Annotated in this window: 22 protein-coding genes; 6 read left to right on the top strand and 16 right to left on the bottom strand. The window is 45.8% G+C overall.

The features are described from left to right. Positions 1-39: 39 nt before the first annotated feature. The 6 genes from AB4Z30_RS20715 to spoVAC all read right to left on the bottom strand — a co-directional run bounded on the left by AB4Z30_RS20715 (position 40) and on the right by spoVAC (position 6475). On the bottom strand, positions 40-2253 hold the full coding sequence (locus AB4Z30_RS20715) for a DUF4129 domain-containing transglutaminase family protein (protein WP_441929363.1): 2214 nt from the start codon (positions 2251-2253) through the stop codon (positions 40-42). Then, entirely contained in the window at positions 2250-3497 is a 1248-nt protein-coding gene (locus AB4Z30_RS20710) for a DUF58 domain-containing protein (RefSeq protein ID WP_441929362.1), read from the bottom strand. The genes AB4Z30_RS20715 and AB4Z30_RS20710 overlap by 4 nt, the downstream gene beginning before the upstream one ends. A 3-nt stretch (positions 3498-3500) precedes the next feature. Further along, positions 3501-4457, bottom strand: a complete 957-nt coding sequence (locus tag AB4Z30_RS20705; RefSeq protein ID WP_441929361.1) for an AAA family ATPase — start codon at positions 4455-4457, stop codon at positions 3501-3503. Between the two features lie 196 nt (positions 4458-4653). Next, positions 4654-5004, bottom strand: a complete 351-nt coding sequence (gene spoVAE / locus AB4Z30_RS20700) for a stage V sporulation protein AE (RefSeq protein ID WP_441929360.1) — start codon at positions 5002-5004, stop codon at positions 4654-4656. A gap of 5 nt (positions 5005-5009) precedes the next feature. Further along, complete coding sequence (gene spoVAD / locus AB4Z30_RS20695; RefSeq protein WP_441929359.1) at positions 5010-6026, bottom strand: stage V sporulation protein AD; 1017 nt, start codon at positions 6024-6026, stop codon at positions 5010-5012. Next, on the bottom strand, positions 6023-6475 hold the full coding sequence (gene spoVAC / locus AB4Z30_RS20690; protein WP_441929436.1) for a stage V sporulation protein AC: 453 nt from the start codon (positions 6473-6475) through the stop codon (positions 6023-6025). Before spoVAC ends, spoVAD begins: the two co-directional genes overlap by 4 nt. Before the next feature lie 643 nt (positions 6476-7118). On the opposite strand from spoVAC, the gene AB4Z30_RS20685 reads away from it, so the two are divergent. Together AB4Z30_RS20685 and AB4Z30_RS20680 are read left to right on the top strand one after the other, a co-directional pair. Next, entirely contained in the window at positions 7119-8192 is a 1074-nt protein-coding gene (locus AB4Z30_RS20685) for a M42 family metallopeptidase (protein WP_441929358.1), read from the top strand. Positions 8193-8393: 201 nt separating this feature from the next. Continuing rightward, a complete protein-coding gene (locus AB4Z30_RS20680) occupies positions 8394-8714 on the top strand; it encodes a hypothetical protein (RefSeq protein WP_154887971.1) in 321 nt (106 codons plus the stop codon). A gap of 277 nt (positions 8715-8991) precedes the next feature. On the opposite strand, the gene AB4Z30_RS20675 is transcribed toward AB4Z30_RS20680, so the two are convergent. Next, positions 8992-9699, bottom strand: a complete 708-nt coding sequence (locus AB4Z30_RS20675; RefSeq protein WP_441929357.1) for a metal-dependent hydrolase — start codon at positions 9697-9699, stop codon at positions 8992-8994. Positions 9700-9968: 269 nt separating this feature from the next. Between AB4Z30_RS20675 and nirB the strand changes: the two genes are divergently transcribed. The 4 genes from nirB to AB4Z30_RS20655 all read left to right on the top strand — a co-directional run bounded on the left by nirB (position 9969) and on the right by AB4Z30_RS20655 (position 14512). Continuing rightward, positions 9969-12398 carry a nitrite reductase large subunit NirB gene (gene nirB, locus AB4Z30_RS20670; protein ID WP_441929356.1) on the top strand — a complete coding sequence of 810 codons (2430 nt, stop codon included), beginning with the start codon at positions 9969-9971 and terminating at the stop codon, positions 12396-12398. A gap of 63 nt (positions 12399-12461) precedes the next feature. Beyond that, positions 12462-12788, top strand: a complete 327-nt coding sequence (nirD, locus tag AB4Z30_RS20665; RefSeq protein ID WP_441929355.1) for a nitrite reductase small subunit NirD — start codon at positions 12462-12464, stop codon at positions 12786-12788. 60 nt (positions 12789-12848) lie between these two features. After that, a complete protein-coding gene (locus tag AB4Z30_RS20660) occupies positions 12849-13631 on the top strand; it encodes a formate/nitrite transporter family protein (RefSeq protein WP_441929354.1) in 783 nt (260 codons plus the stop codon). Positions 13632-13882: 251 nt separating this feature from the next. Next, the gene (locus AB4Z30_RS20655; protein ID WP_090914967.1) at positions 13883-14512 is read left to right on the top strand and encodes a YfbR-like 5'-deoxynucleotidase; all 630 of its coding nucleotides are present in this window, start codon (positions 13883-13885) and stop codon (positions 14510-14512) included. Positions 14513-14633: 121 nt separating this feature from the next. Here AB4Z30_RS20655 and AB4Z30_RS20650 read toward each other — a convergent pair whose 3' ends face one another. The 9 genes from AB4Z30_RS20650 to AB4Z30_RS20610 form a co-directional block, all read right to left on the bottom strand. Further along, positions 14634-15962: an MFS transporter gene (locus AB4Z30_RS20650; RefSeq protein WP_441929353.1), complete on the bottom strand. Its 1329-nt coding sequence runs from the start codon at positions 15960-15962 to the stop codon at positions 14634-14636. Between the two features lie 20 nt (positions 15963-15982). Continuing rightward, complete coding sequence (locus tag AB4Z30_RS20645; RefSeq protein ID WP_441929352.1) at positions 15983-16618, bottom strand: TetR/AcrR family transcriptional regulator; 636 nt, start codon at positions 16616-16618, stop codon at positions 15983-15985. A 61-nt stretch (positions 16619-16679) separates the two neighbouring features. Then, complete coding sequence (locus AB4Z30_RS20640) at positions 16680-17447, bottom strand: ABC transporter ATP-binding protein (RefSeq protein ID WP_123062631.1); 768 nt, start codon at positions 17445-17447, stop codon at positions 16680-16682. A gap of 15 nt (positions 17448-17462) precedes the next feature. Then, positions 17463-19796: an ABC transporter permease gene (locus tag AB4Z30_RS20635; protein WP_441929351.1), complete on the bottom strand. Its 2334-nt coding sequence runs from the start codon at positions 19794-19796 to the stop codon at positions 17463-17465. 22 nt (positions 19797-19818) lie between these two features. Next, a complete protein-coding gene (locus AB4Z30_RS20630; RefSeq protein WP_441929350.1) occupies positions 19819-20580 on the bottom strand; it encodes a thioesterase II family protein in 762 nt (253 codons plus the stop codon). A 24-nt stretch (positions 20581-20604) separates the two neighbouring features. Further along, positions 20605-21489, bottom strand: coding sequence for a hypothetical protein (locus AB4Z30_RS20625; protein WP_441929349.1), 885 nt, complete (start codon positions 21487-21489; stop codon positions 20605-20607). Beyond that, on the bottom strand, positions 21486-21749 hold the full coding sequence (locus AB4Z30_RS20620; protein WP_441929348.1) for an acyl carrier protein: 264 nt from the start codon (positions 21747-21749) through the stop codon (positions 21486-21488). The genes AB4Z30_RS20625 and AB4Z30_RS20620 overlap by 4 nt, the downstream gene beginning before the upstream one ends. A 15-nt stretch (positions 21750-21764) precedes the next feature. Then, positions 21765-22814, bottom strand: a complete 1050-nt coding sequence (locus AB4Z30_RS20615) for an HAD-IIIC family phosphatase (protein WP_441929347.1) — start codon at positions 22812-22814, stop codon at positions 21765-21767. Between the two features lie 18 nt (positions 22815-22832). Continuing rightward, positions 22833-23684, bottom strand: coding sequence for a 3-hydroxyacyl-CoA dehydrogenase family protein (locus AB4Z30_RS20610; protein WP_441929346.1), 852 nt, complete (start codon positions 23682-23684; stop codon positions 22833-22835). Between the last annotated feature and the right edge of the window lie 18 nt (positions 23685-23702).

Raw genomic sequence — 23702 nt, 5'->3', positions numbered from 1 at the left:
TTATCATTATAAAAAAAGGAAAAACGGGACGGACAACATCTATGCCCGTTCCGCTTTCAGTTCCTTCCGCAGCTTCAAGGCCGTCTGATAAACAACCTTCCAGTCATCAGCGGTTACCGTTGCCGGACTGTAACGGGTCTGTTCGAACTTCATCAGCAACTCTTCCAGTGTCGCTTGAGCTGATGGTCTATGCTGACTCCAGCGAGTTACGGACTCACGAAGCGTTTCGTCCCCACTACGAGTCAAACCTTGTCTTCTCGCATAACGAATCCAGCGCTCCGTCTCAGCAAGAACCTTCTGTTCAGGTGTCAACGGTCTGCCTGCACGCAGGCGAAGCAACAAGAAGCGCAGTGAAAGACGGTTACGCCAGAACATGTAGGCTACCCAAAGTGCGATAACAGCACCTGCAATCCAGATGACAAAGGTTGGAATTGCAGCTGTCGTCTGCTGAGGAGCAGGAGTTGGTTCTTCTTCTTGAACCGGCTCTTCCTCTGGCTGCTCTTCAGGCTGGTCAGCAGGCTGAACCTCCGGTGCTTCGGTCAGTAGTGGCATATCAAAGCCAGGTGTTGCCTCAACTGGAATCCAACCATATTCGCCAAAGTACACTTCTGCCCAAGAGTGAGCATCTGCGTTCGTTACCGTGTACGTTGTTTCAATAGGTGCACCAGGCTGGCGAGGAGCCTGTAAGTCCGAGTTAAGGGACATCTGCCCAGGTGCATACCCCTTCACCCATCTGGCTGGAATACCCTCTGACCGAGCCATCATCACAAGCGCAGTGGAAAAGTAATCGCAATACCCTTCACGAATATCAAACAAGAACCCTTCAACAAAATCCTTGCTTACTTTTCGGGATAGATCCGGATTGTTAGTGTAATTGAAGTTTTGTTGTAAATAGTTTTGCAGTAATGCTACTTTTTCATACGGTGTTTTTGCAGACGCTGTGATCTCGGCAGTGAGATCTTTTACCCGTTCAGGGAAGCGGGACGGTAATTGCAAATACTTGTCCTCTGCCGGATTGCTTGTATACAGAGCTTCAGCTGATTTGGTTCGAAGCTCATCTTCCACGATGATTGGCACTTCTGAGATAACCGTATATGTTTTGGGATACTGGGGCTGTTGACGTGACGTTACCACATGCAGTTCGGCACGCTCCGTATTCCAAAGCATACGACTAGCGCTCTCCTCACCGTTCACCGAGCTCACTTGGGATATGGAATACGCTCCAAACAGGATCGGATATACCGTGTCATTCAGCATTGTTACTTTCTGCGTGACTTGTTTTGTATTTACTTTTCCAGCCTGTTCATTTTCCAGTCCTTGATTGGCTGACACATTCTCCATAGCTGCACGTCCAGGTTCATCCCAGCCCGTACCCGTATATTCAGAACGTGTCTCACCGCGCCAGTAACTTCGATCACTCGTAGTAATCGACATTACAGGCGTGTAATCAAAGTTAAATCCTCCGCCAAGCTGATTATCTTCCCGACTGTATCCCGACTCTGTAGCTGCAGGAATATCCAGTACCCCATTCTCCGACTGGCTCGTGGATGTTCCGGTGTAATTCCGCCAAGCCGTGTATGGGTCCGTCAATGTTGGCGGAATTTCCGGCATGTTCACACTGGCAACAATGATTAATGAAAAAATGATAGCTATATTGGCCAGTATTTTATAAGGATACCGAATCATTCGTTTCCAACCCTGCGGGTATTGCAGCTGATAGTTACGGAAGTGCTGACATACGAGCCAGCCCATACCAGCAAACATCACCCAGGCAATCTCACCCCACAGCGGAATCTGTGTGAAGGAATCCAAGATCCCCATTGAAATCACATTAACTCCCAGGAAAACAAGAATGCGGCGGGTAGAGTTCACGAGACGAAGCGCCGCCTCCAACATTACCCATGTACACAAGGAAAACCAGATATATGGAGGCATATGCATAATAAATTGCTCCATACGCTCTGTTAACGAGCCGTAAGGAATGTACACCATGTAATCAATCAACGTTTTATGCAAAATATATAAGACCGCAACGGCCTTGATTATTGTTCGATACACCACTTTGAAGGGAAGAATGACTTCCAGAATACTTACCACTGCCAGCGTCCACAGCACCAGCGAAGTTGTCTCGGTATACCAGGATTCCTGAGTAAAAGTTATCCACTGCAGAGCGATGAGAAATATCCAGAGCAAAGATGCCGCGTGATACCAGGACCGTTTTAACCCGAAACTTTGATGTCCTTTGGTGTTCATACCGAACCTCCCCCCATAATCGTTGGAAGTTCCTGCAGATGGGCGACAGTAAATGATCTTGTGCCCCTGCCGCGCAGCATGGCGTTCCATTCGGCGCTTCGGCGGGATTCTGCCGTATCAATCAGGATGTGACATGGAGTCATTCCACGCGTATCCGCCCAGCGAAGCAGTTCAATTATTTTTTCATCTTTCTGTGGAGAGATAACAACAAAATAGGCCCCCTGCGGGAACTGACGGGCTATTTTCTCCACTCCAGGAAGAAGGGAAGCGTCCTGTCCATTGTCCTGAATATCTACGAGATGATGCATCATCTTCTGCCGTTCGATCAGACTTTCACTTGGAGGCATAAAGGATACCTTTTCAGCCAAGGTTAACAATCCCATGCCCATTCGTTCTCTGCTACCGTAATCCAGCAGAGAGGCTGTCGTGGAAACGGCCAGTTCGAATGCTTCACCGTGTGGGTAGCTTCCACCCAGCGCATCCAGGACCAAGATCGTTTTAGGCACAGACTCATGTTCAAACTCTTTAGATTTCCAATTGCCCGTCTTGGCTGTTGCATTCCAGTGAATGCGAGACAGGCGATCCCCATACACGTAGTCACGCACTCCGTTAATCTGGGTTGTTTCCCTGCGTGAACGGGTTAAGGCCGTCTGTGGCCCTGACAAGCGTGACTTGCGATCATACAACTGCCAGTAAGGTATAAATACGGTGCGTGGTAATACACGAAACTCTCCGCTTGCCTTAAATGTTCCGCGATGTTCAATCAGCCCGAAAATATCCTCGCTGGCACACTCTGTTTCCGAAAAAACATACTTTCCCCGCTCAAGCGGAGGTGTTTGAAAGGACAATTCACCAGCACCCCGCATACTTGGGATCAGACTTTCTTTAAACGACCATGATTCTCCATTGTGCCGATGCAGTATCTCACGAACAACAACATATGGAAGCGGGAGAAACCCAGGAATGGTCAAGTTCAGCTTCACCTGAACCTGATCACCGGCATGAAGCAGTTCTTCATGGCCCTGTCCCGAAGAGAGCCTACGTACGCCCTTAGCCCTTTTCACGCCGCTGAATCCAGCAATCGCAAGATACAGGCAGAGTAGCGTTACCATGGACAAAAGCATAAGCGAGGTTTTTCCTCCCTGAAACAAAACGTACGCCAGACAGCACATCCACACCACTGCGATGCCCCATACGCGAGGGTGGCGCAGGCCTCGATTGACTGTAGTCAAAAGCGGTCTCATCAACTATTGTCCCATCGATACAGGCACACGAACCTGTTGTAATACGGAATTCAGAACGGCCTCTGAGCTCATGCTATCCAGTCTGGATTCAGGACGAAGAACGATACGATGAGAAATCACATATGGAGCCATCGTTTTCACATCATCCGGCAACACATAATCTCGCTCCTGCAGGAAGGCATAAGCTTTCACAGCCATCATGAAAGAAATAGCCGCCCTTGGACTAGCACCCAGTAATACAGACGGGTGCGTACGGGTGTGGCGAACAACATCGAGTAGATAGTCCATTACAGGATCTCCGATGAACACCTCTCTGATCTCTTGCTGAATAGCCGAGATTTGATCCATATGAGTGACAGATTCAAGCCGATCAACCGGCTGACCCGATTGATGCTGCTTCAGTAATGTTTTTTCGATATCTTTGTCAGGATAACCCAAACTGATCTTTAACATAAAACGATCGAGCTGGGCTTCAGGCAGCGTATAGGTTCCTTCAAAGTCAATTGGATTTTGCGTTGCGCATAACATGAAAGGGTGTGGCAAATCGTAAGTGTCACCATCTACGGTTACACTGCGCTCTTCCATGACCTCCAGCAAAGCTGATTGTGTTTTGGTTGTCGCACGGTTAATCTCGTCCGCGAGCAAAATATTGGTCATGACCGGGCCTGGTCGGAAATAAAAGCGCTCGTCTTTAGGATGAAAAACGGAAACTCCCGTAATATCACTTGGTAAAATATCAGGATTACATTGAATACGGCGGTATTCCCCGCGCATGGATTTCGATAGTGCTTTGATTAGCTGTGTTTTGCCCGTTCCCGGTACGTCTTCAATCAGAACGTGTCCGCCTGCAAGCAAAGCTGTAAGTAATAGTTGAATCTCAAAGGATTTCCCCATAATGCAGGATTCCAGATTCGAACGAACTGCAGATATGATTTGGATCGACTCTTTGCGCACAGGCATGTGGTCTAACCTCCTAAAAAAGCATACAGATTTCCTTTTATTGTACATGATACAGGGTCACGAGTACACTCGAAGCAACTCACAATTTGTTTCCAGTCGTCCGATTCACCGCATTTAACGCATGAATACGACAAAAAAAAGACCACGGATATTGTTCATCCGAAGCCTTATCTTATCATTGGATTCATTAAAATTTTTAACCTTTGGGCCGAACAACCAGTGCTGCGAGAAAAGAAAAGATAATCGCCGACGATATCCCCGCTGCCGTGAGATCGAAAATACCGGTAATTACGCCGATCCAGCCCTCTTTCTCAAGCTCGGTCAATGCTCCATGCACCAATGAGTTGCCAAAGCTCGTGATGGGCACCGTCGCACCTGCACCTGCGAACTTCACCAGAGGATCATAAATCCCTAATGCATCCGCTACAGCACCAGCCACTACCAGCGTACTCATCGTATGGGCAGGTGTCAGCTTCGCACCATCCATCAACAGCTGTCCGATCACACAGATCAGACCTCCAACAATAAAAGCCCAGAGAAATTGCATATCGTTTAACCCTCCTGTTCAATTGCGACAGCATGTGCAATACATGGAATGCTTTCACCCTGTTGGTATGAGAGCGGAGACAGAAGCGCCCCTGTGGCAACCACAAGTACTCGCTTCAGATCACCCTTTTGCATCCGGTTCAGGATATGCCCATAAGTTACGGTAGCTGAACAACCGCAGCCGCTTCCCCCCGCAACGACTTGAGTCTGTTTCTCACGATCATAGATCATTAATCCACAATCGTTGAAAACCGTCTGCTCCATTGGAATACCTTCTTTATGCAAAAGCTCCTTGGTAATTGGCAAACCGACAGATGCCAGATCTCCTGTAACAATCAAATCATAATATCCAGGCTCCAGTCCGGTATCTCTGAAATGAGAAATAATCGTGTCTGCCGCAGCGGGGGCCATAGCTGCTCCCATATTAAAGGGATCTTTGATACCGAGATCCATGATACGTCCAATGGTCGCTTTGGTAATAACCGGGCCTTCACCCGTGCGAGAAACAACACCACAACCTGAGCCTGTAACGGTATACTGCGCATAAGGTGGCTTCTGCGAGCCATACTCCGTTGGATAACGAAACTGCTTCTCCACCGTGCAATTATGGCTTACCGTTCCAGCTAGCACGTAGTCGCCGGCACCGGAATCCACAATCATGGAAGCCAGCGCTAACGTTTCCATGGAGGTGGAGCAGGCCCCGAATACACCAAGATAAGGCACCCCGAGCTGTCTGGCAGAGAATGAACTGCTGATAATTTGGTTCATCAAATCGCCGCCAACAAAATAATGCAGTTCTTCTTTGGTGAGATTGGCATTCACTAATGCTAGCTGGGAAGCTTGTTCAAGCAATTTCCGCTCCGCTTTTTCCCACGTTTTCTCACCAATCTCAAGATTGTCATAGATGTAGTCAAAATCAGAGGATAACGGCCCCTTGCCTTCATCGGGCCCTACAACGGTAGCTCTGCCTATAATTCGCGGATGATGATCATACTCCCATGTCTGGCGACCCAGCCGTTTCATAGATGCCCACCTCCGAATCCCAGAAAGGCGTACACGATCCCTATGATAAACGCTGCAACGACTCCAAATACAATGACGGAACCGGCAAGCTTAAACATGTTTGCTCCAACACCGAGCACCAGCCCTTCAGCACGATGCTCCAAGGCAGCCGAGCACATGGAATTGGCAAATCCCGTCACAGGGACCCCCGTACCCGCTCCGGCCCACTGCGCAATTTTGTCGTATACGCCAAGGCAAGTCAAAATAACGGAGATCAGGATCATAACCGCGACAGTAGGACTGGCAGCCTCTTTGGATGTCATGTCCAACCCAGCCATGAAAGCTTCCTGGATGGCTTGTCCAATTAAACAGACGGTTCCCCCTACAAAGAATGCCTTGATACAATTTTTCAATATTGGACGTGGAGGCTCGTATTTTTTGGCGACCTTTTTATATTCCTTTTCATCCATCGATAGCGACGAAGTTTTCTTTTTTCCGGTTGCAGATTGTTCTGCCAAGCTCAGGACCTCCTTTATGTGAATAATTTGCATTTACAACTGAATAGTAATTGTGAAGCACTTCTATACATTGTTTGTTATTATCGGGAAGGTTATGTATCCGGCGAGAGACAGCATATGTTTCCAAAGAGAAAGAGATGGGGAAGTTATATAGATCGCGCCGCTTGATTTGGTTCACAACCTGTTAGTCTATAAATAAAGAAGAATGATGACGAGCAAAATAAAAAGTACAATGAACAACACCTTCTCATTACCTTCTTCAGGAGGCATCATCTTGTATCTTGGCTCCTTCCTTAGCTTGAACGTCGTTAACTGGACAGCCTGATTACATAAGGATACGGCTCCCTTTTATAATCATATTCGAGGAGACCGTTACATGACTGAGTCAAAAGCGGATGAAGAGACGGAAAATCCTGAATAAAATCACAAAAATCATGCCTTAAAAACGTAACATAAACATGGACAATCACTTGTACAAGGTTCATACTATAATGTGACCAGTGGTTAATAAGTCCTTTGCACGAAAAAAGGACATCAGCCTAGTAGCCGTTCTACTGTGAGCTGATCTACATATCAACAGAGGAGTTGTTGACACATGAACGAAAAAACGTTGGACATGTTCCGCACGTTAACGGAATTCCCTTCCGCCTCCGGTTTTGAACGCGAGCTGCGCGGCTGGATGAAAGAGCAAATGTCCGCTTATACCGATGAATTTGTACAGGATCGTCTGGGGAGTCTTTTTGGTGTACTGCGCGGAGAAGAATCTGGGCCTAAAGTTATGGTTGCCGGACATTTTGATGAAGTAGGTTTTATGACCTCAGGTATTACAGAAACAGGGATGGTTAAATTTCGTCCACTGGGTGGATGGTGGAGTCAGGCTGTACTATCACAGCGTCTTCAGATCATTACACCTGAGCGCCGGATTATAGGCGTTGTTGGCTCTACACCGACTCACCTGCTGGATGAATCCCAACGCAACAAACCGGTAGACCTGAATTCAATGTATCTAGATATTGGTGCAGATGATCGTGCAGAGGCAGAATCGTGGGGCATCCATCCGGGGATGCAAATCGTACCGATCTGTGAATTCACACCGATGGCCAATCCAAAGAAAATCATGGCAAAAGCTTGGGATAACCGTTATGGTGTTGGACTAGCCCTTGAACTGATGGAAGAACTCCACAAAGAAAAGTTGCCTAATATACTCTATTCAGGTGCAACGGTTCAAGAGGAATTGGGTCTTCGCGGTGCACGTACAGCTGCTAATCTCATTCAACCGGACATTTTCTTTGCACTAGATTGTAGCGCTGCCAACGACATGACGGGTGACAAACAGTCCTTTGGTCATATTGGTCAGGGTGCACTACTCCGCATACTTGACCCTGGCATGTTCACTCATCGTGGCATCGTTGAATATGTCCAGGACACGGCCTCCTCCAATCAGATTAAAATGCAGTATTTCATCTCGCCAGGCGGTACTGATGCCGGTCAGGTTCACTTGAGCGGTATTGGTGTACCTTCCACCGTAATTGGCATCTGTGGCCGATATATTCACACCTCTTCTTCCATTATTCATACGGATGACTATGATGCGGCCAAAGAGCTGATCGTAAAACTGGTGAAAGGTCTCGATCGTACAACGATGGAAACCATTATTAATAACGCTTGATTTAGGCATAAATCAACGGTTTAAATCTTCAAACTATAGAGATACCTCATCGAATCTTTTTCGGGGTATCTCTTTTTCTATTGGTCACATAAATAAATGGATCGTTTGAACATGTTGAGCACGAGATACATAAGATATGATAATGAAAGGTTAGTTAACTAAAGATGAAGAATAACACATCAAACAGCGGGGGACCTTTGTATGGCAATGGGAAGGAACGGAAAATCAAATAAAGGTTCCAGAAAAACTAATGCCGCAAATACCCTACTAAGTGGCAATTTAAAAGGAAAAAAACTTGAATTGATTGTTGCTGCGTTATTGGTTAGCGGGAAATTAAGAGTGGATGCGGTTACGCTGTTTAGAGAAGCCACATTAGTTGTAGAATTAGTGGGCCAGTATAAAACACTCCAAAAGATTGAACCCTCTAATTCAGATAAATTAGTACAATTTTTGGATGAAACGGGCCGAGATATGACTCTAAACGATGTCATTCAGGCTTTTCAGCAACGTATAAATTCCTAAATGCCAAGCATGAAAAGAGGTGGCTGTGATGTCTGAGTTTGATGGAGTTGGATTTGCCGAGCTGTTGATTGTACTTATTCTTGTCGTTTTATTTGCGTTTGGCACTACAGATATCGATACGCTCAGCAGTACACCTACGAAAGCTTGAACTTGCCGTTGCTTAACATGGTACCTAAACCGCAATTTTAAGACAGTGCCATCTTAGTATATTCATCAAGATAAACTCTTTAATTGAAAACGCCAGTCCATAAATAATGGGCTGGCGTTTGTGGTTGTACTACAGAAATAAAGGTGAGAAAGCGACCCAGGCCAAAATCATTGTTAGTATAACGCAGACATTTTCCACAACTGCCCCATGCTTGGTTCCTGTACTCATCAGGTTTGCCCGGATGCGCAGCTTTAAAGGCGGCAAAGGCCGTATCCCCCGATTGGTCAACGAATCAGCAATCAAATGTAGAGCATATGCGGAGCCTCCAGCTACCCAAATCTCTGGGCCCTGCTGCTGTGTTGTACTATACAACAAGCCTGTCCAGATGGCCGTTCCATACAAAGTATGCGTCAGTCCCCTATGCGTCAGTGTCGTACATAGCATAAGCAGACTACCTGCAATCAGATTCCACGGAGCAAAAGCATGACCATAAAAGACCAAGCCTAGTCCAATGGCAAACATCAGCACTTTACGCAACGAGCGCGACGGCAGGAACGACACAAGCCCAATCAGTATGGCGAGTAGCAAATTCCACGGTTTCGCCGGTACGTAAAAATACACAAATACGGCAGCAGGTAAAAGAATTGTCTGCAATAGTCGAATCAGACTACTCGGCAATGCCTTTGATACCAGCAATGAATTAGGCTCATCAATATCAGGCAGCAATGAGCCAATCAGGGCTACCGTTAATGCCGGAGCTGTAACCTGCAATCCCATCAGCTGTAATACTGAAAGTGAAACGCCTGTACCGATAATCAGGTGGGATCTTCCCATCATGATGCAAAAACGTCCTTTCGAGAAAATAGGGAACGTAACCGACCCCAATCTGATCATACCTCGAAAGAAAAACAAGAACAATAGTTCGCATTTCTTATTTTCAATAAATATTTTTCATTCGTGATGCTCATCACACTTATTTTAATATGAATGATCTATCGTAATTAGTGAAATTAATCACATTTAGTTCAGGTTAGTCGTTGTATAATTCAAATATAAGCCATTAAAAATGTTGGTAAATGCACAGGTTTACCCAAGGAGGCATTCACATGAACGGAAATAAAGAAAGACTAGTTGTCATTGGTAATGGTATGGCCGGAATAAGCACCGTGGAGCAAATTTTAAAATTAACTTCACGCTTTGATATTACGGTTTTTGGTACAGAACCTTATCCTAACTACAATCGTATTATGTTGTCCTATGTCCTGGAAGGTAGCAAAACGCTGGATGACATCGTTCTTAACGATCTTCACTGGTACAAGGACTATGGCATTACGCTTCACACAGGCACAACGGTTGCTCGCATTGATGCCAAGAATCGTGAAGTGGTAACCGAAGATGGAAACCGCACTCCGTATGACAAAATTATCATCGCAACGGGTTCAAGTTCTTTCATCCTCCCTGTACCCGGACATGACAAGCAGGGTGTCGTTGGGTTCCGTGATATCGCTGATTGCAATATCATGCTGGAAGCTGCAAAAGAATATAAAAAAGCAGCTGTCATCGGGGGCGGCCTGTTAGGTCTGGAAGCAGCCAAAGGACTTGTGCAACTCGGCATGGATGTAACCGTTGTGCATTTAATGGATGATCTGATGGAGCGCCAGCTCGATCCACAGGCTTCCGCCATGTTGAAAGCGGAACTGGAACGTCAGGGAATTAAATTCAAAATGGGAGCACAAACCTCCGAACTCCTGGGTGGAGACCGGGTTGAAGGGATTCGTTTTGCCGACGATTCTGTGCTGAATGTTGATTTTGTAGTCATGGCAGTTGGTATTAAACCCAATACAGCTGTGGCCCGCGAAAGCGGTATCGAAGTCAACCGAGGCATCATCGTGGATGACTACATGCAGACTTCATTGAAAGATGTTTACTCTGTTGGGGAATGTAACGAACATCGCGGTGTATGTTACGGACTTGTAGCGCCACTGTTTGAGCAAGGAATGATTCTTGCGAAACATATTTGCGGAGTCGAAACAGCTCCGTATGAAGGCTCGGTTGTATCAACTAAATTGAAAATTTCGGGTGTTGATGTCTTCTCTACTGGTGAATTCATTGACAGCCCGGAACATACCGTGATTTCGCAAAAAGACGACTGGAAACGAACGTACAAAAAAATTCTGCTTCGTGACAACAAAATGGTAGGTGCCGTACTCTTCGGAGACATTACCGATTCTGCCGAACTGCAGAAACTGATCAAAAACCAAACGGAAATGACAGATGAATTGTACAGTTCTCTTATGGGTACAGGTTGCGGCGGTCACAAAAAAACAACTTCTGTTGAGACAATGCCGGAAGACGAGATTGTTTGTGGATGTAACGGCGTAACCAAAGGTGCAATCGTGGATGTCATTACCAATCAGGGTCTTACCACAATTGATGAAATTAAAGCCTGCACCGGTGCAACCCGCTCTTGCGGAGGATGTAAACCGGTGGTGGAACAGATTTTGCAATATGTGCTTGGAGATGGCTTCACTGCCGGTAGCAAACAGGGAATCTGCAGCTGCACATCCCTCGGACGGGATGAGATTGTTGCTGAAATCCGGGAAAAAGGCTTGCAAACGAGCAAAGAAGTGATGAACGTACTTGGCTGGAGCCAGCCTGAGGGTTGCTCGAAATGTCGTCCGGCCATCAACTACTATCTGGGCATGATCTATCCAGACACACACGAGGATGAGAAAGAATCCCGTTTTGTCAACGAACGTATGAACGCCAATATTCAGAAAGATGGAACATACACCGTTGTACCTCGGATGTATGGTGGTGTTACAACACCAGCGGATCTGAAAAAGATCGCCGACGTTTCGGTCAAATACGATATCAAAGCCGTTAAAGTAACAGGTGGTCAGCGTCTCGATCTGATCGGTGTCAAAAAAGAAGATTTGACTAAAGTATGGGCAGAACTCGATATGCCTTCAGGCTACGCTTACGCAAAATCGCTTCGTACCGTTAAAACGTGTGTCGGCTCCCAATTCTGCCGCTTCGGTACACAAGATTCGATGGCGATGGGTGAAAGAATTGAACGTAAATTCGAACGACTGGATCTGCCAGCCAAATTTAAATATGCCGTAAACGGTTGTCCTCGGAACTGTGCTGAAGCATGCACGAAGGATATCGGAATTGTCGGTAATGATGGCGGCTGGGAAATCTTCATTGGTGGTAACGGCGGGATCAAAGCAAGACTCGCTGACTCGCTGTGCAAAGTGAAAACCGATGATGAATTGATTGAATTGTGCGGAGCCATCATGCAGTATTACCGCGAGACAGGTAACTATCTGGAGCGTACTTCGGAATGGGTAGAACGCATGGGTCTGGAGCACATCCGCTCGGTTGTTGTGGATAACGTTGAGGAACGTAAAGCGTTGATGGAACGGATCGAGTTTGCCCTTGCACAGGTGGAAGAACCATGGCAAAAAGCGATTCGTGATGAAGAAGGTCAAAGCAAAATGTTCCATAGCATCGAAGTTACGGCTCGCCCATAAACAAAATCATATGTTGTTGGATTCAAGTAGAGAAACAAATTGATGTAAAAGGAGTGGTTTACGATGACAACCAAACAAACAGGCACGTATTTCCCGGCTGGAGCTATAGATGAATTCCTGCCACGCATTGGCAGAGTTGTCGAGATCGAAGATCTTCAGCTTGCGGTATTCCGTACTTCGGATGGCACCATCTTTGCTGCTGACAACCATAATCCCCACCCTAAGGGTGGGCCGCTAGCGGAAGGCATAGTCTCTGGACACTATCTCTATGATCCACTGTATGATTGGAAAATTGATTTGACAACAGGTCAGGTGCAAGCACCAGACAACGGTCAAGTGCAGATGTATCCGGTCAAGGTGGAGAACGACCAGGTCTGGATTGCTGTATAACCTCTGCTCTACTGTAACATTGGGGATTGAGATTGATGTTGATTAATGGGGGAAACCAAGATGTATACACCAAGTGTTGAAGGAATTATTGAAGCAGCCGTTAAAAAAAGAGACCAGATGAATGCAAGTTTGCCACGTTACATGGTTGCTGCCCTAATGGCAGGTGCATATGTGGGTCTGGGCATCATCCTGATCTTCAGTATCGGAGCTCCGTTGCTCGCTGCACATTCACCGCTGCAAACGATGCTGATGGGCATGTCCTTCGGACTCGCCTTGACGCTGGTTATCTTTGCCGGGTCGGAACTGTTCACAGGCAACAACATGTTTTTTACGATGAGCACACTTGCAGGGCGAACCACAGTAAATGAAACGCTGAAAAACTGGGGACTTGTCTTTCTAGGCAACCTGATCGGTGCCATCCTGCTCAGCCTGCTGATTGTCGGAAGCGGCCTCTTCAAAACAGCCACCCCGGAACATCTGCTGTTCGTCGTGTCTGCCAAAAAGATGGCTGCTCCAGTGACTGAACTCTTCTTCCGCGGCATTCTCTGTAACTGGCTCGTATGTCTGGCCATCTGGATGTCTGCCCGCTCCAAAGAAGATATTGCCAAGCTGGTTCTCATCTGGTGGTGTCTGTACGCCTTTATCGCAAGCGGATATGAGCACAGTGTAGCCAATATGACACTCCTGTCCCTGGCGTGGCTGTTGCCTAACCACCCGGATACGATTTCTCTCGCTGGCTGGTTCCACAATATGATTCCGGTCACACTTGGTAACATCATCGGCGGCGCCCTGTTTGTTGGTATGGCCTACTGGTACACTTCACCGGTACGCAAAAAAGCGTAATATACTACTCGCAGACTGTGTTCCAGAACTACTATTATCAATAGTTCCATGAATGCAATATATCATTACTTTTAACTTTATCTTTACTCAAAACTATGTGGGATGCCGAATCTGATTCAGCATCCCACATGGTTTTTTGATCTTCCCTTTACAAATTTACAAAGAGTGTATACATCGTTAATCTTCGGTTAACATAACCACATTATAGTCGGTGTATTGACTACTCAAATTAGTAAAGGATGATCACATCTATGGGAATCCATACGTACTTCCGATCGCTGAACGATCTTGAACGTATCATTCGTACCCCTGGTAAATTCAAGTTCGAAGAACATTGTGTATCCGCCCACTCCTGGAAAGTCGTACAATACGCCAAAACACTGGCCGACATCGAGGAACAGCAAGGTGTGAGCATTGACTGGAAAAAGTTATACGAGATTACCAGCAGCCATGATTATGGCGAAATTTTCATTGGTGATATCAAAACACCGGTCAAACACTACTCGCTGGAGCTTCGTTCCATGCTGCAACAGGTGGAAGAAGGCATGGTATCCCATTTTATTAATGAGAATATCCCACCTGAGTTTCAAGACATTTTCCGCAGACAATTGCGCGAAGGTAAAGACAACTCCGTTGAAGGGCTTATCCTTGAGGTAGCTGATAAAATGGATCAAGTGTATGAAGCATTTGCAGAGCTACAACGCGGCAATACGGAAAAAGAATTCATCGTCATGTACCGCTACGCGTTAATCAAAATTAAAAACATTGACCTCCACTGTGTTCGTTATTTTCTCAATCACATTCTGCCTGACATCATTGAAGAAGGTAACCGTTCCCCGTTTGATATCCGCAAAATAACCGAAGAAGCATTATCGCAGTAAAAACTCTGCCCACCGGATGAATTTGATCCCATGGACAGAGCTTTTTTTGTTGTGGATAGGCTGCACTCGCTAAGGTCCTCTCACAGTCTAGCAATACCTCATTAATTATTCATTTAAATATTTAATCATGCGCAAGCCCGCCCACATCGGGAGGTGAGGCGATATCACTGCTCTGCTCTAGGGATTTGATCATTTTCAAACGTGACGTGATAATCGCAATCAGAATAACGAACAGCCCCGCTATGATAAACAACAATGCGATGCCTCTGCCCGGCCCGGTACCAATGATCTGCCCCACGGATGATGCCAGCGCGCCCCCTTCCATCAACAGAGGGTTAAACACATGGTCGGCCAGAAATCCAGCTAAACTGTATGCAATAATAAAACCAAGCTGGGACAGGATTCCAATAATCCCCCATACTCTGCCCTGCTTTTCATTGGCAATATTGTTCCGTACCAATACATCTGCACTCATATTAACAAACGGCAGGGATGAGAGGAACAGAAAACCTGCAAAGATAATAAAGTAAATATTCGTCGAAACACCCAGTAAGGAGAATGCCAGACCACACATGACCAAACCTGCAACAAGCACACTGGCATATTTCTTGGTCATCGTGAAAATACCGATGCACAAGCTGCTGATCAGCATACCAATCGCACTAACCGACTGAAACGTTCCCAGGGTTTTGGCATCGGTAAACGAGAGCAGCATCGGCCCAATAAGCGTCTCCAGAAAACCGAGATAGAAGGTAACCAAGGAGATAATAATGACGAGCAGCAGTACTCCTTTATTCGTTACGACCTCTCTCCAGCCTTCCTTAATATCAGTCAGCCAGTTGTGATCTTCTTTGTCTTCGCGCTCCACCTTCATGCTCTTGCGAATAACCAATACGGCCAGAATGGCAATCAGGAACGTGGCGATATTAATAATCATTATGACTTCAATTGTTGTGACACTCAGCAAAATCCCTGCGATAATAGGTGAAAATAAAAATTTGGAGGATTCAGCGAGTTGTACAAGCCCACTGCCTTTGGCGAACTGATCTTTATCCAGCAGGTCTGTTGCTGATGCTTTATATGCCGGACTTTGCAAGGCCGAGAATACAGAACTGAATGCCACACCCACATAGATATGCCATAGCTGGATATCCCCAGTAAGCATAATAGAAAGTATAAAAACCAGTCCGGCTGCAGAACCAAGGTCACCAATTATCATCATCGTACGGCGATCAAATCGATCTGCCAACACCCCGCCAATAGGACGAAGCAGAATATTCGGCAAAAATGTGAATAAGGTAATCAGCGCAACGCTGGTTGCCGTATTTGTTTTTTCGAAGGCATACACTCCTAAAGAGAACGCAGTCAGTCCAATACCAATCATCGAGATTAATTGACCAAACCAGACGATAAGAAATTTACCAAACGATTTATGAGCAGTTTGTTCCATGGTTACGACTCCTTTACTTGTTAAGCTTGATGTGGAAAATATAATTCCGTTACATAAGCAAAGCTTTCATTTTCGGCACCCAGGACCCGTTCCATGATCTGACTGAATGCCCTTACCTTCTCCTGAAATTCCTTTTCCTCCCAATGAAAAATGCCCTGATCCAGCAAAAACTGCGAGGAAACTAGCAAAAACTCAATGCTCTCCTGAGGAGCAGGGGTATGAAATACCCCCTCCTGAATGCCCTGTTCCACCACTTCTGCCAAGATGGGGCTTAGACGAAGTACGGTTTCGACTAGACTTTTTTGATGCATCTCCACATTTTGCACACTATGCAGCTGCTCAATGACCCCAAGTTTTCGATCATCGGGCTGATTCTGTGTCATGATAATGCGAAAAATTTTATCATGTGCACTGAGCTTGGGATCTGCTACAACACGCCTCGCCGCCGCTTCACCACTCATAATAAAACGCATAACGATGGCATGCATGACCTCCTCTTTCGACTGAAAGTAGTAATAGAACGTGCCTTTGGCAATATCACACGCCTGGAGGATATCCATAATCGTTGCTTTGGTGTATCCTTTGGTCACGAACAGAATTTCGGCCGCATCCAAAATTTCATTTCTGCGTTCCTCCGGATTTTTCATCAATCTCATATTCTGTCCTCCATTACCTCTCGACCGACTGTCGGTCTATTTTAGTCAAGAAGCTCTAAGTTTAGAACCCCATTTCCGTCAACCATTGTCCTAACCGGCTTTCTCTTGCCTTCAAATCCTGTTTGTCTCGGTCATACTTTCCGATGTTTTTGTCTGCAACCAGATTGCCGTCCATCATAAACAGCACTCGTTCGGAGCGGGCTGCAACTTTGACATCGTGAGTCACGAGCAAAATCGTTGTGCCTGTGGCATTAATATCACCAAGAATGTCCATGATTTCATGTGTTGATTTTGAATTCAGTGCCCCGGTAGGTTCATCTCCGAACAAAATATCCGGATTGTTGATCAAAGCCCGGCATATCGCGATCCGTTGCAGTTGTCCCCCTGAGGCTTGGGTTATGTTATGCTCAGCCAGTTCGTCGATTCCCATTTTTTTCATTAATGACATTGCACGGTTGTTAATCGTGTCCCGGTTGCTGTTTTTTGCCAGATAAGCAGAAAGGATGATGTTGTCGAGCAAGTTTAAATTTTTGAGCAGATGAATGTTCTGAAAAATAAAACCCATTTTGGTCAAACGCAGACTCGCCAGATCTTTCTCCGGGAAAGCCGATATTTGTTTACCGTTAAAAAACACACTGCCTGTGCTGATCTGATCCATTCCACTGATGTTATAGAGCAAGGTCGATTTACCCGAACCGGATGGGCCCATAATGGAGACAAATTCTCCTTTTCTGAGTTGTAGATTAATATCTTTCAGGATGCGATGTTCTTCATTCTCGCCAATAGCTACGGATTTATTCACGTCTTTAGCTTCTAGTATTGTTGTCATCTTCGTAATGCCTCCCTATTCAACTATCATTTTCGAAATGCTAGTTTCTCGAATCGACTGAATACTGATCCAGGCTGTAATAATGATCGTGCCTGCCAGCAGCAATGGACAGAGTACATACGCCTGCACCGGATCAATCACAAATACAATCTTTGAGGCGCCAAAGGAGGACATAATGCCACTTACCAGCATTGGACCCAGTGTATTGGATAAGATTGTGCCTGCGGTTACACCTACAATCAGGATGACCAATGACATCACGACATATTTCAACTTGATCTTGGATAAAGCAAAGCCGATGCTTCGCAATACAGCAATATCGTTGTTATCTTTGGCAACCATCATCTGCAGGAACAGTGAGGTAATCAAAATAGAAATGAATACTCCAATGGCCAGTGCAAGTGTTGTTACCAGCTTTAATTGCTGAATTGTACCCCCAAGCGTTTGATTCAAGTATCCTTGAAGATCAGTTACACGTGCTGGCGAGAAGTCTTTCTCATATGTCGCAATTTTGGCAGCCATCACATCGCGGTCTTTCAGATCCAAACTGACTACATACCAGAGCACACTATCTTTGTTGTAAGGCAGAAGCGCCTTTGCTGTTTTTCCGCCATTCGTCACATCCTGATAGATGCCGCTGACCGTCATTACTTGGTCTTGACCGCCCACTTGCAGGGTCAGTTGATCCCCCGTTTTAAGTTTGAGTTCATTGCTGTTTGCATCCGAAAGAGCAATCTCACGATCTGTCGCCGGGGCATTTCCACTTAGATAAGACAAAGGAAATATACTGAAATCTCCGCTCTCCACGCTAAGATTATCGTAGCTGCCCTCTGCATTACGAATCTTGAACTGGCTTGTTACCAGAGGGGAATATTTTTGAACGTCTGCATCGTTTTTAATTTGATTCACCAGACGAGCGTAACGTTGCTCTACATCAGTGGTATGCCTAAGATCGATTCGAATATCACTTTGCCCTACCCCCATATAAGATATGAAGCTTGGAGCCTGCAATGTGTTCAAAAAGTTAAGCGGTACGATCATAATAAATGAGCTGACGATGAATACGAACAATAACAAACGGAACATTTTGACACGCTGCATCACGTCCTTTAACCCAAGGAAAACAGGCACAGAAGACCAGCGATTACGTGACAGGTTTAAACGGTTGCGAACGATCTGTGTATCCCCCAAACTTCCTGTTCGAAGGGCCTCCACAGCAGAGATCGAACGAAAACGACGAAGCACTGCACGGCAGAACAGAACAACCATGGTGAAAATCAAACCTGCTGCGAGCAGAGGCACGGCGAAATGCAGTAATGTAGCCGGTGCTTTCCCCATGTACAGCATAATATTAGATACAAAGAGCTGGTTCACTCCGAGGGAAGCGACGTATCCCAAGATGGAAGCCAAACCTGCCATAAACACATATTTGACCAAATAGAGCCGCTTGATATCTTTTTCTGCGATACCAATGGCTTTCATCACGCTAATCTCACGGTAATCTTCCTCAATTGTTGCAAGCATAGTAAAACGAATACACAGCATTGCAATCAAAATCAGCACCAGGCTGACCAAAATAATAACGGCTGCTATAATTCCGTCTGTCATCCCATTGAGGAGCTGAAACAAACCATAGGTCACCACCGGGCCAGCATTAGGAAGCCCTGCATTTTGATAGGCTTGAGTGAACTCACCTGTTTTGGCAGGGTCATGCAGTCGGAACTCTATAAGATATTCCATCTCTCCGACTCCCTGCTTCAATTGCTCCAGATCATTCGGGCTTACAATAAACCGCTTCGAGTGCACAACAGATGGATTCATCTGTGCATCACGCACAAAATCAACAATGGTGTATGAACGTTCAAAAGCCCCATTATTGATCCGAACCTGATCACCGATATTTAATTTATTTTGCTGTAAATAATACACGGGTACAGCAATCTCACCATCACGAACCTGGATAATCTCACTGTTCAGATTCAGCAAATAGTCGAACTGCTGATTTTGTGTTACGAGATCAATATCCATGACAGTGTTTTTCTCGGACTCTGCACCGAGGTAAAGGTTAGCTCCATTGATGTTTACCATCTCGACAATCTGATATTGCTCAACCATTTCATTTCCTTCGGCCCATGTATTCACTTTGGCCTGATCCAGATCTCCAGCGTGCATTTGCACAAAATGAGGTGTTTTCGACTCAGAGAACAGGTACTGAATGGAACTCGTCAGTTCCATGATCATTCGAGAACCTGAAGATACCAGCAATGCAGCAAGCATTACAAAGATAAACAGCGCAGCCGTAATTCCTTTTTTCCTCATTAAGTCGTTTCTCAGCATTCTCAGCAGCATAAACTAACATGGCTCCTCTCATCTACTCTACTATGTTCAGTCTTTCTAATTCTGGAGTCATAAAGCTTGTCAGGTAATACGCCACCGTTGAAGGTTGGTGCATGATAAACATGTGTGTACCCTCTCTAATGGTCTGAAGCTTCATCGGTACATCAAAATAACGTTCCCACTTGAGCGCCGACTGAAGGGGAACGGCATTGTCCCGTTCTCCCCACAGGTATAGCACTGGCAGTGAAAGAGGCTGACATTCAAGGGTTGCTGCAGATTCCAGCATTCGAAAATCCGCCCGAATTACAGGCATGAAATATTGCAAAAGTTCTTTTTCGTGGATGAGCTCTTTAGGTAGACCGTCATAGGAAAAAAGGTGATCGATCAGACGCTCATCAGACATCTGGTCATAACGTTTCAATCCACATTCAGCGGGCGTATTGCAGGCGGATAACACAAGCCGCAATGTCTTGGCTACATCTGGAAGTTTCTGTTGTAACCGCTGAGCAACATAATAAGCTGTAATTCCGCCCAAGCTGTGTCCAAACAACATTGCACCAGGTTGAATTATAGGCAACAGTTCGTTCGTATAGAGCTCTACAAGTTGTTGCATATGTTCCAGAGGCTCTTCCGAATTCATCCCGTGACCGGGAGGTGTGAATGCCCATATTTCCGTATCCGGAAGGTGAGATACTAAAGGATGAAAACTTCGAGAGTGTCCACCCAGATAAGGAAAACAGATCACCTGCCTGTTCCCCCTGCCCTTCTGCAGTCGTTCAAGATATGTCTGTGCCATCCATCTTCACCACCGTTGATTGCTTTATTTCGCATCCAGAACATACGCAGGGAACGTCTGGAGTGTTGTATCGACTTTCTTGCGTTTAAACACGATATGAATAATAATTGCCGATGTTACGAAAAAGAAAAATTGCATGATCTGTACTTGCGGATTGAAGTAATACAGATCGATTTGACTTCCTGTAGCGACAAGCCAGAAGGCCAAAAGGTAAAACAACAGTGTGCCTTTCGTAGCATTGAAGATGTAGCTCTGAAACACGATAAACGCCATAAGCTGCACCACGTAGTATATGTATGTGGTTGAAGTACCGAAAGATGAAATCAGATAACCCGGAAGCACCCATAATCCAAACAGGAGTCCTGTAATCAGAGCACTTGTTACATTGTTTTTTAGCTTGCCTTGCAGGAACGGAAGTAAAAATCCAATCCATCCAAACAACCCGCCGATGAGCCCGGTCTCCTTGAACAAGTTTAAAATGCCGAGCCAGATCATTTCCGGTACACTATATGTCAGATCTGGAACCGGTATGCCGAATAGCAGAGAACCAAAATGCATCGATGAAGCAAATACGACGGATATCCCGATAATCACAGGAATCCAGAACAGATCCTTTTTACGCGGGACCAGCTTCAGGAACATACCCTTCAGCGCGTCTTTGCCTCCCATTAAATAACAAGTAATTAATCCGGCAATGGAAGGAGAGTACAAAGCAACCATAGCTAGCGGGTGCATCAGGTGCAGTTCACCAGTGATGGGTACAATAAAATCAGGAAAGAACATGAACAAGCTAGCGATACCGTAGCAAGTACCAAAAGACATCGCCAGGAACAGATACATATACTTATTGGAAGGACTGGCTGTAGGGCTCGCGATTGGACGCACAGATGGCTGATTTGCTGTGATCATCGTGCTACCTCCTTCGCAGCAAGTTTTCTCTCAATTAGATCATGCAACCGATTAATCGTACTGAAATTGGCCAAATCCAGATCTTCGTTTCCAATCTCAATCTGGAACCTGCGCTCTACAAAATCGACTAAACGCATGGCAAAGAGTGAGTTGACAAATCTCATTTCAAAATAGTTGTCGTTGTCGCTAATTTGAGCGTCCTCATGTTCCATGGTGAGGTTGTTTCCAATAAATTCTCGTATCTCCTGACGATAATCCAATTTCCTTCCCCCTTGTTATTGATGTTGTCTTTCAGGCACACAAACTTCAATATAGTCTGGAAACTCCACAACCTGCTTCAAATCATGCGAAAAGACGATCTTTCCATCAGGATCTGCGGACAGCTGTGTAAAACCAGCAAAACGGTAGCTGATGTTCATCATCCGGTTTCTGCCGGTATCTCTGAAATCAGCAAGCATCTGCTTGCCCTGTTGCTGTGCTTCACGCATGATATAAGTAAGCAGTACACTTCCTGCCCCTCTCGACATGACTCGGCACGACATCAGTAACATGTTCAGTCTCCATATATCCGGCTGCTTATGAATAAGCGCAAGCCCGATCTTTCCATATGTTCCGTACTTGTCTTCAAGTTCACACACCAATAGCAAGTGATCCTGCGAAGTCATCAACTGATGTAACTCCTCATAACTGTAGGTGATCCCTGTAGCATTCAACTGATTCGTTCGAACCGTCAGCTCTTCAGCTCGCTGAAGATCATCCTCTGTCGCTTCATAGATGGTAAACTTCATACCAAGTGAAGCCAGAAACTTCTCCGAAGGACCTTCATACTGTTCTTCAGCCTGCTTTCGAAGTGTATCTGCCTGATACATCTGCCTTCTGCGGGAAGAGTCTGCTGTAATAAATCGAGGCATCACTCTCGGATCATCCAGCATCGTCTCATATTGATCTGCATGAAGAACATGGATGTCGGCATGTACGCTCTTCACTTCCTCCAGTTCAAAAGGTTGGTCGTCTACAAACAAGATGGCATCCATTCCGATATTGATATTTTGCTGAATACGCCCAACGGATATGGACTTCGCATCCCAATGGATCTCGGGGTATAAAAAATACTCGGCAATGCCCAATTCGGTAAGTTTGGCCCAGGCCAGTTCTGCATCATTTTTGCTGGCAATGGAGTGTAGTATGCCGCGGCGATCTAATTGTTCTATCACCTCCTTCATGCGCGTCCTAAGCTGCACATCCCCAGATTCAAGCAAGACCCCGTCCCAGATCGTGTGATCCAGATCCCATACGATACATTTGATATCTTTCATGCGCTCCATGGACATGCCTCCCTTTGGTTAATAGGCATAGAACCCTTGACCCGTCTTGCGTCCCCAGTGTCCTGCATCCACCATTTTCTGTAATAGCGGACAACAGCGAAATTTGGGATCCTGATAACTTTCGTACAACACTTTAAGCGAGTGCACGACGGTATCCAGACCGATCAGATCTGCTGTTTCCAGCGGCCCCATCTGATAACTAAACCCCTTCTTCATAATGGTATCGATCTGCTCAGCTGTAGCGATACCGTCCTGAACAATAAAGGCTGCTTCATTCATTAACAAATGAGAGAGCCGGTTCGATACAAAGCCAGGCAGATCCTCGATGACAACCGGATTTTTGCCAAGAGACTCCAGAAACGTTACCATCTCCTGCTCAGTCTCAGGAGTTGTATGATATCCTTTGATCACCTCCACCATCGATTTAACAGGAACCGGATTCATAAGATGTACACCAATCGCACGGCTTGGGTCCGGTAAAAAGGAAGCCAGTTTGGTGACCGAAATGCAGCTCGTATTCAACGCATAAAGTGCTTCAGGATGGGCTTTTTGACTTAAGCGTGTATAAACTTCCTTTTTAGACTCTATATTTTCGGTCACATTCTCGATGATAACGCTGGCATCTTCCACACCTTCGTCATGCATCTGGAACGAGATTCGATCCATGATGACATCAAGCGGAACCTCACCGTATCCTCTTTTCAAGAAGCAGGCCGAGCGGTATTCACGTCGTATGATATCTGGAGCCTGGGCAATGGCAAACTCCGAATGATCCTGCAAAATGACCTTATACCCGGCTCTGGCAACATCCAGTGCCGTAGCACATCCCATAACGCCTGCGCCAATGATTGCGATGAGCTGATTATGCATACCTAACCTCTCTCCCTG

This window comes from Paenibacillus sp. 2TAF8 (genome assembly GCF_052114825.1).
Classification (GTDB): Bacteria; Bacillota; Bacilli; order Paenibacillales; family Paenibacillaceae; genus Paenibacillus.
This window is presented reverse-complemented; position numbering and strand designations above follow the sequence as displayed.

Excerpts from the sequence above, each read along its gene's own strand:
- AB4Z30_RS20715 (WP_441929363.1), bottom strand. The coding sequence starts at position 2,253 with ATGAACACCAAAGGACATCAAAGTTTCGGGTTAAAACGGTCCTGGTAT.
- spoVAE (WP_441929360.1), bottom strand. The coding sequence starts at position 5,004 with ATGCAATTTCTCTGGGCTTTTATTGTTGGAGGTCTGATCTGTGTGATC.
- AB4Z30_RS20675 (WP_441929357.1), bottom strand. The coding sequence starts at position 9,699 with ATGATGGGAAGATCCCACCTGATTATCGGTACAGGCGTTTCACTTTCA.
- spoVAD (WP_441929359.1), bottom strand. The coding sequence starts at position 6,026 with ATGAAACGGCTGGGTCGCCAGACATGGGAGTATGATCATCATCCGCGA.
- AB4Z30_RS20635 (WP_441929351.1), bottom strand. The coding sequence starts at position 19,796 with ATGCTGCTGAGAATGCTGAGAAACGACTTAATGAGGAAAAAAGGAATT.
- AB4Z30_RS20630 (WP_441929350.1), bottom strand. The coding sequence starts at position 20,580 with ATGGCACAGACATATCTTGAACGACTGCAGAAGGGCAGGGGGAACAGG.
- spoVAC (WP_441929436.1), bottom strand. The coding sequence starts at position 6,475 with ATGGATGAAAAGGAATATAAAAAGGTCGCCAAAAAATACGAGCCTCCA.
- AB4Z30_RS20645 (WP_441929352.1), bottom strand. The coding sequence starts at position 16,618 with ATGAGATTGATGAAAAATCCGGAGGAACGCAGAAATGAAATTTTGGAT.
- AB4Z30_RS20680 (WP_154887971.1), top strand. The coding sequence starts at position 8,394 with ATGGCAATGGGAAGGAACGGAAAATCAAATAAAGGTTCCAGAAAAACT.
- AB4Z30_RS20615 (WP_441929347.1), bottom strand. The coding sequence starts at position 22,814 with ATGGAGCGCATGAAAGATATCAAATGTATCGTATGGGATCTGGATCAC.
- nirB (WP_441929356.1), top strand. The coding sequence starts at position 9,969 with ATGAACGGAAATAAAGAAAGACTAGTTGTCATTGGTAATGGTATGGCC.
- AB4Z30_RS20660 (WP_441929354.1), top strand. The coding sequence starts at position 12,849 with ATGTATACACCAAGTGTTGAAGGAATTATTGAAGCAGCCGTTAAAAAA.
- AB4Z30_RS20650 (WP_441929353.1), bottom strand. The coding sequence starts at position 15,962 with ATGGAACAAACTGCTCATAAATCGTTTGGTAAATTTCTTATCGTCTGG.
- AB4Z30_RS20710 (WP_441929362.1), bottom strand. The coding sequence starts at position 3,497 with ATGAGACCGCTTTTGACTACAGTCAATCGAGGCCTGCGCCACCCTCGC.
- AB4Z30_RS20625 (WP_441929349.1), bottom strand. The coding sequence starts at position 21,489 with ATGATCACAGCAAATCAGCCATCTGTGCGTCCAATCGCGAGCCCTACA.
- AB4Z30_RS20705 (WP_441929361.1), bottom strand. The coding sequence starts at position 4,457 with ATGCCTGTGCGCAAAGAGTCGATCCAAATCATATCTGCAGTTCGTTCG.
- AB4Z30_RS20655 (WP_090914967.1), top strand. The coding sequence starts at position 13,883 with ATGGGAATCCATACGTACTTCCGATCGCTGAACGATCTTGAACGTATC.
- AB4Z30_RS20685 (WP_441929358.1), top strand. The coding sequence starts at position 7,119 with ATGAACGAAAAAACGTTGGACATGTTCCGCACGTTAACGGAATTCCCT.
- AB4Z30_RS20640 (WP_123062631.1), bottom strand. The coding sequence starts at position 17,447 with ATGACAACAATACTAGAAGCTAAAGACGTGAATAAATCCGTAGCTATT.
- AB4Z30_RS20610 (WP_441929346.1), bottom strand. The coding sequence starts at position 23,684 with ATGCATAATCAGCTCATCGCAATCATTGGCGCAGGCGTTATGGGATGT.
- nirD (WP_441929355.1), top strand. The coding sequence starts at position 12,462 with ATGACAACCAAACAAACAGGCACGTATTTCCCGGCTGGAGCTATAGAT.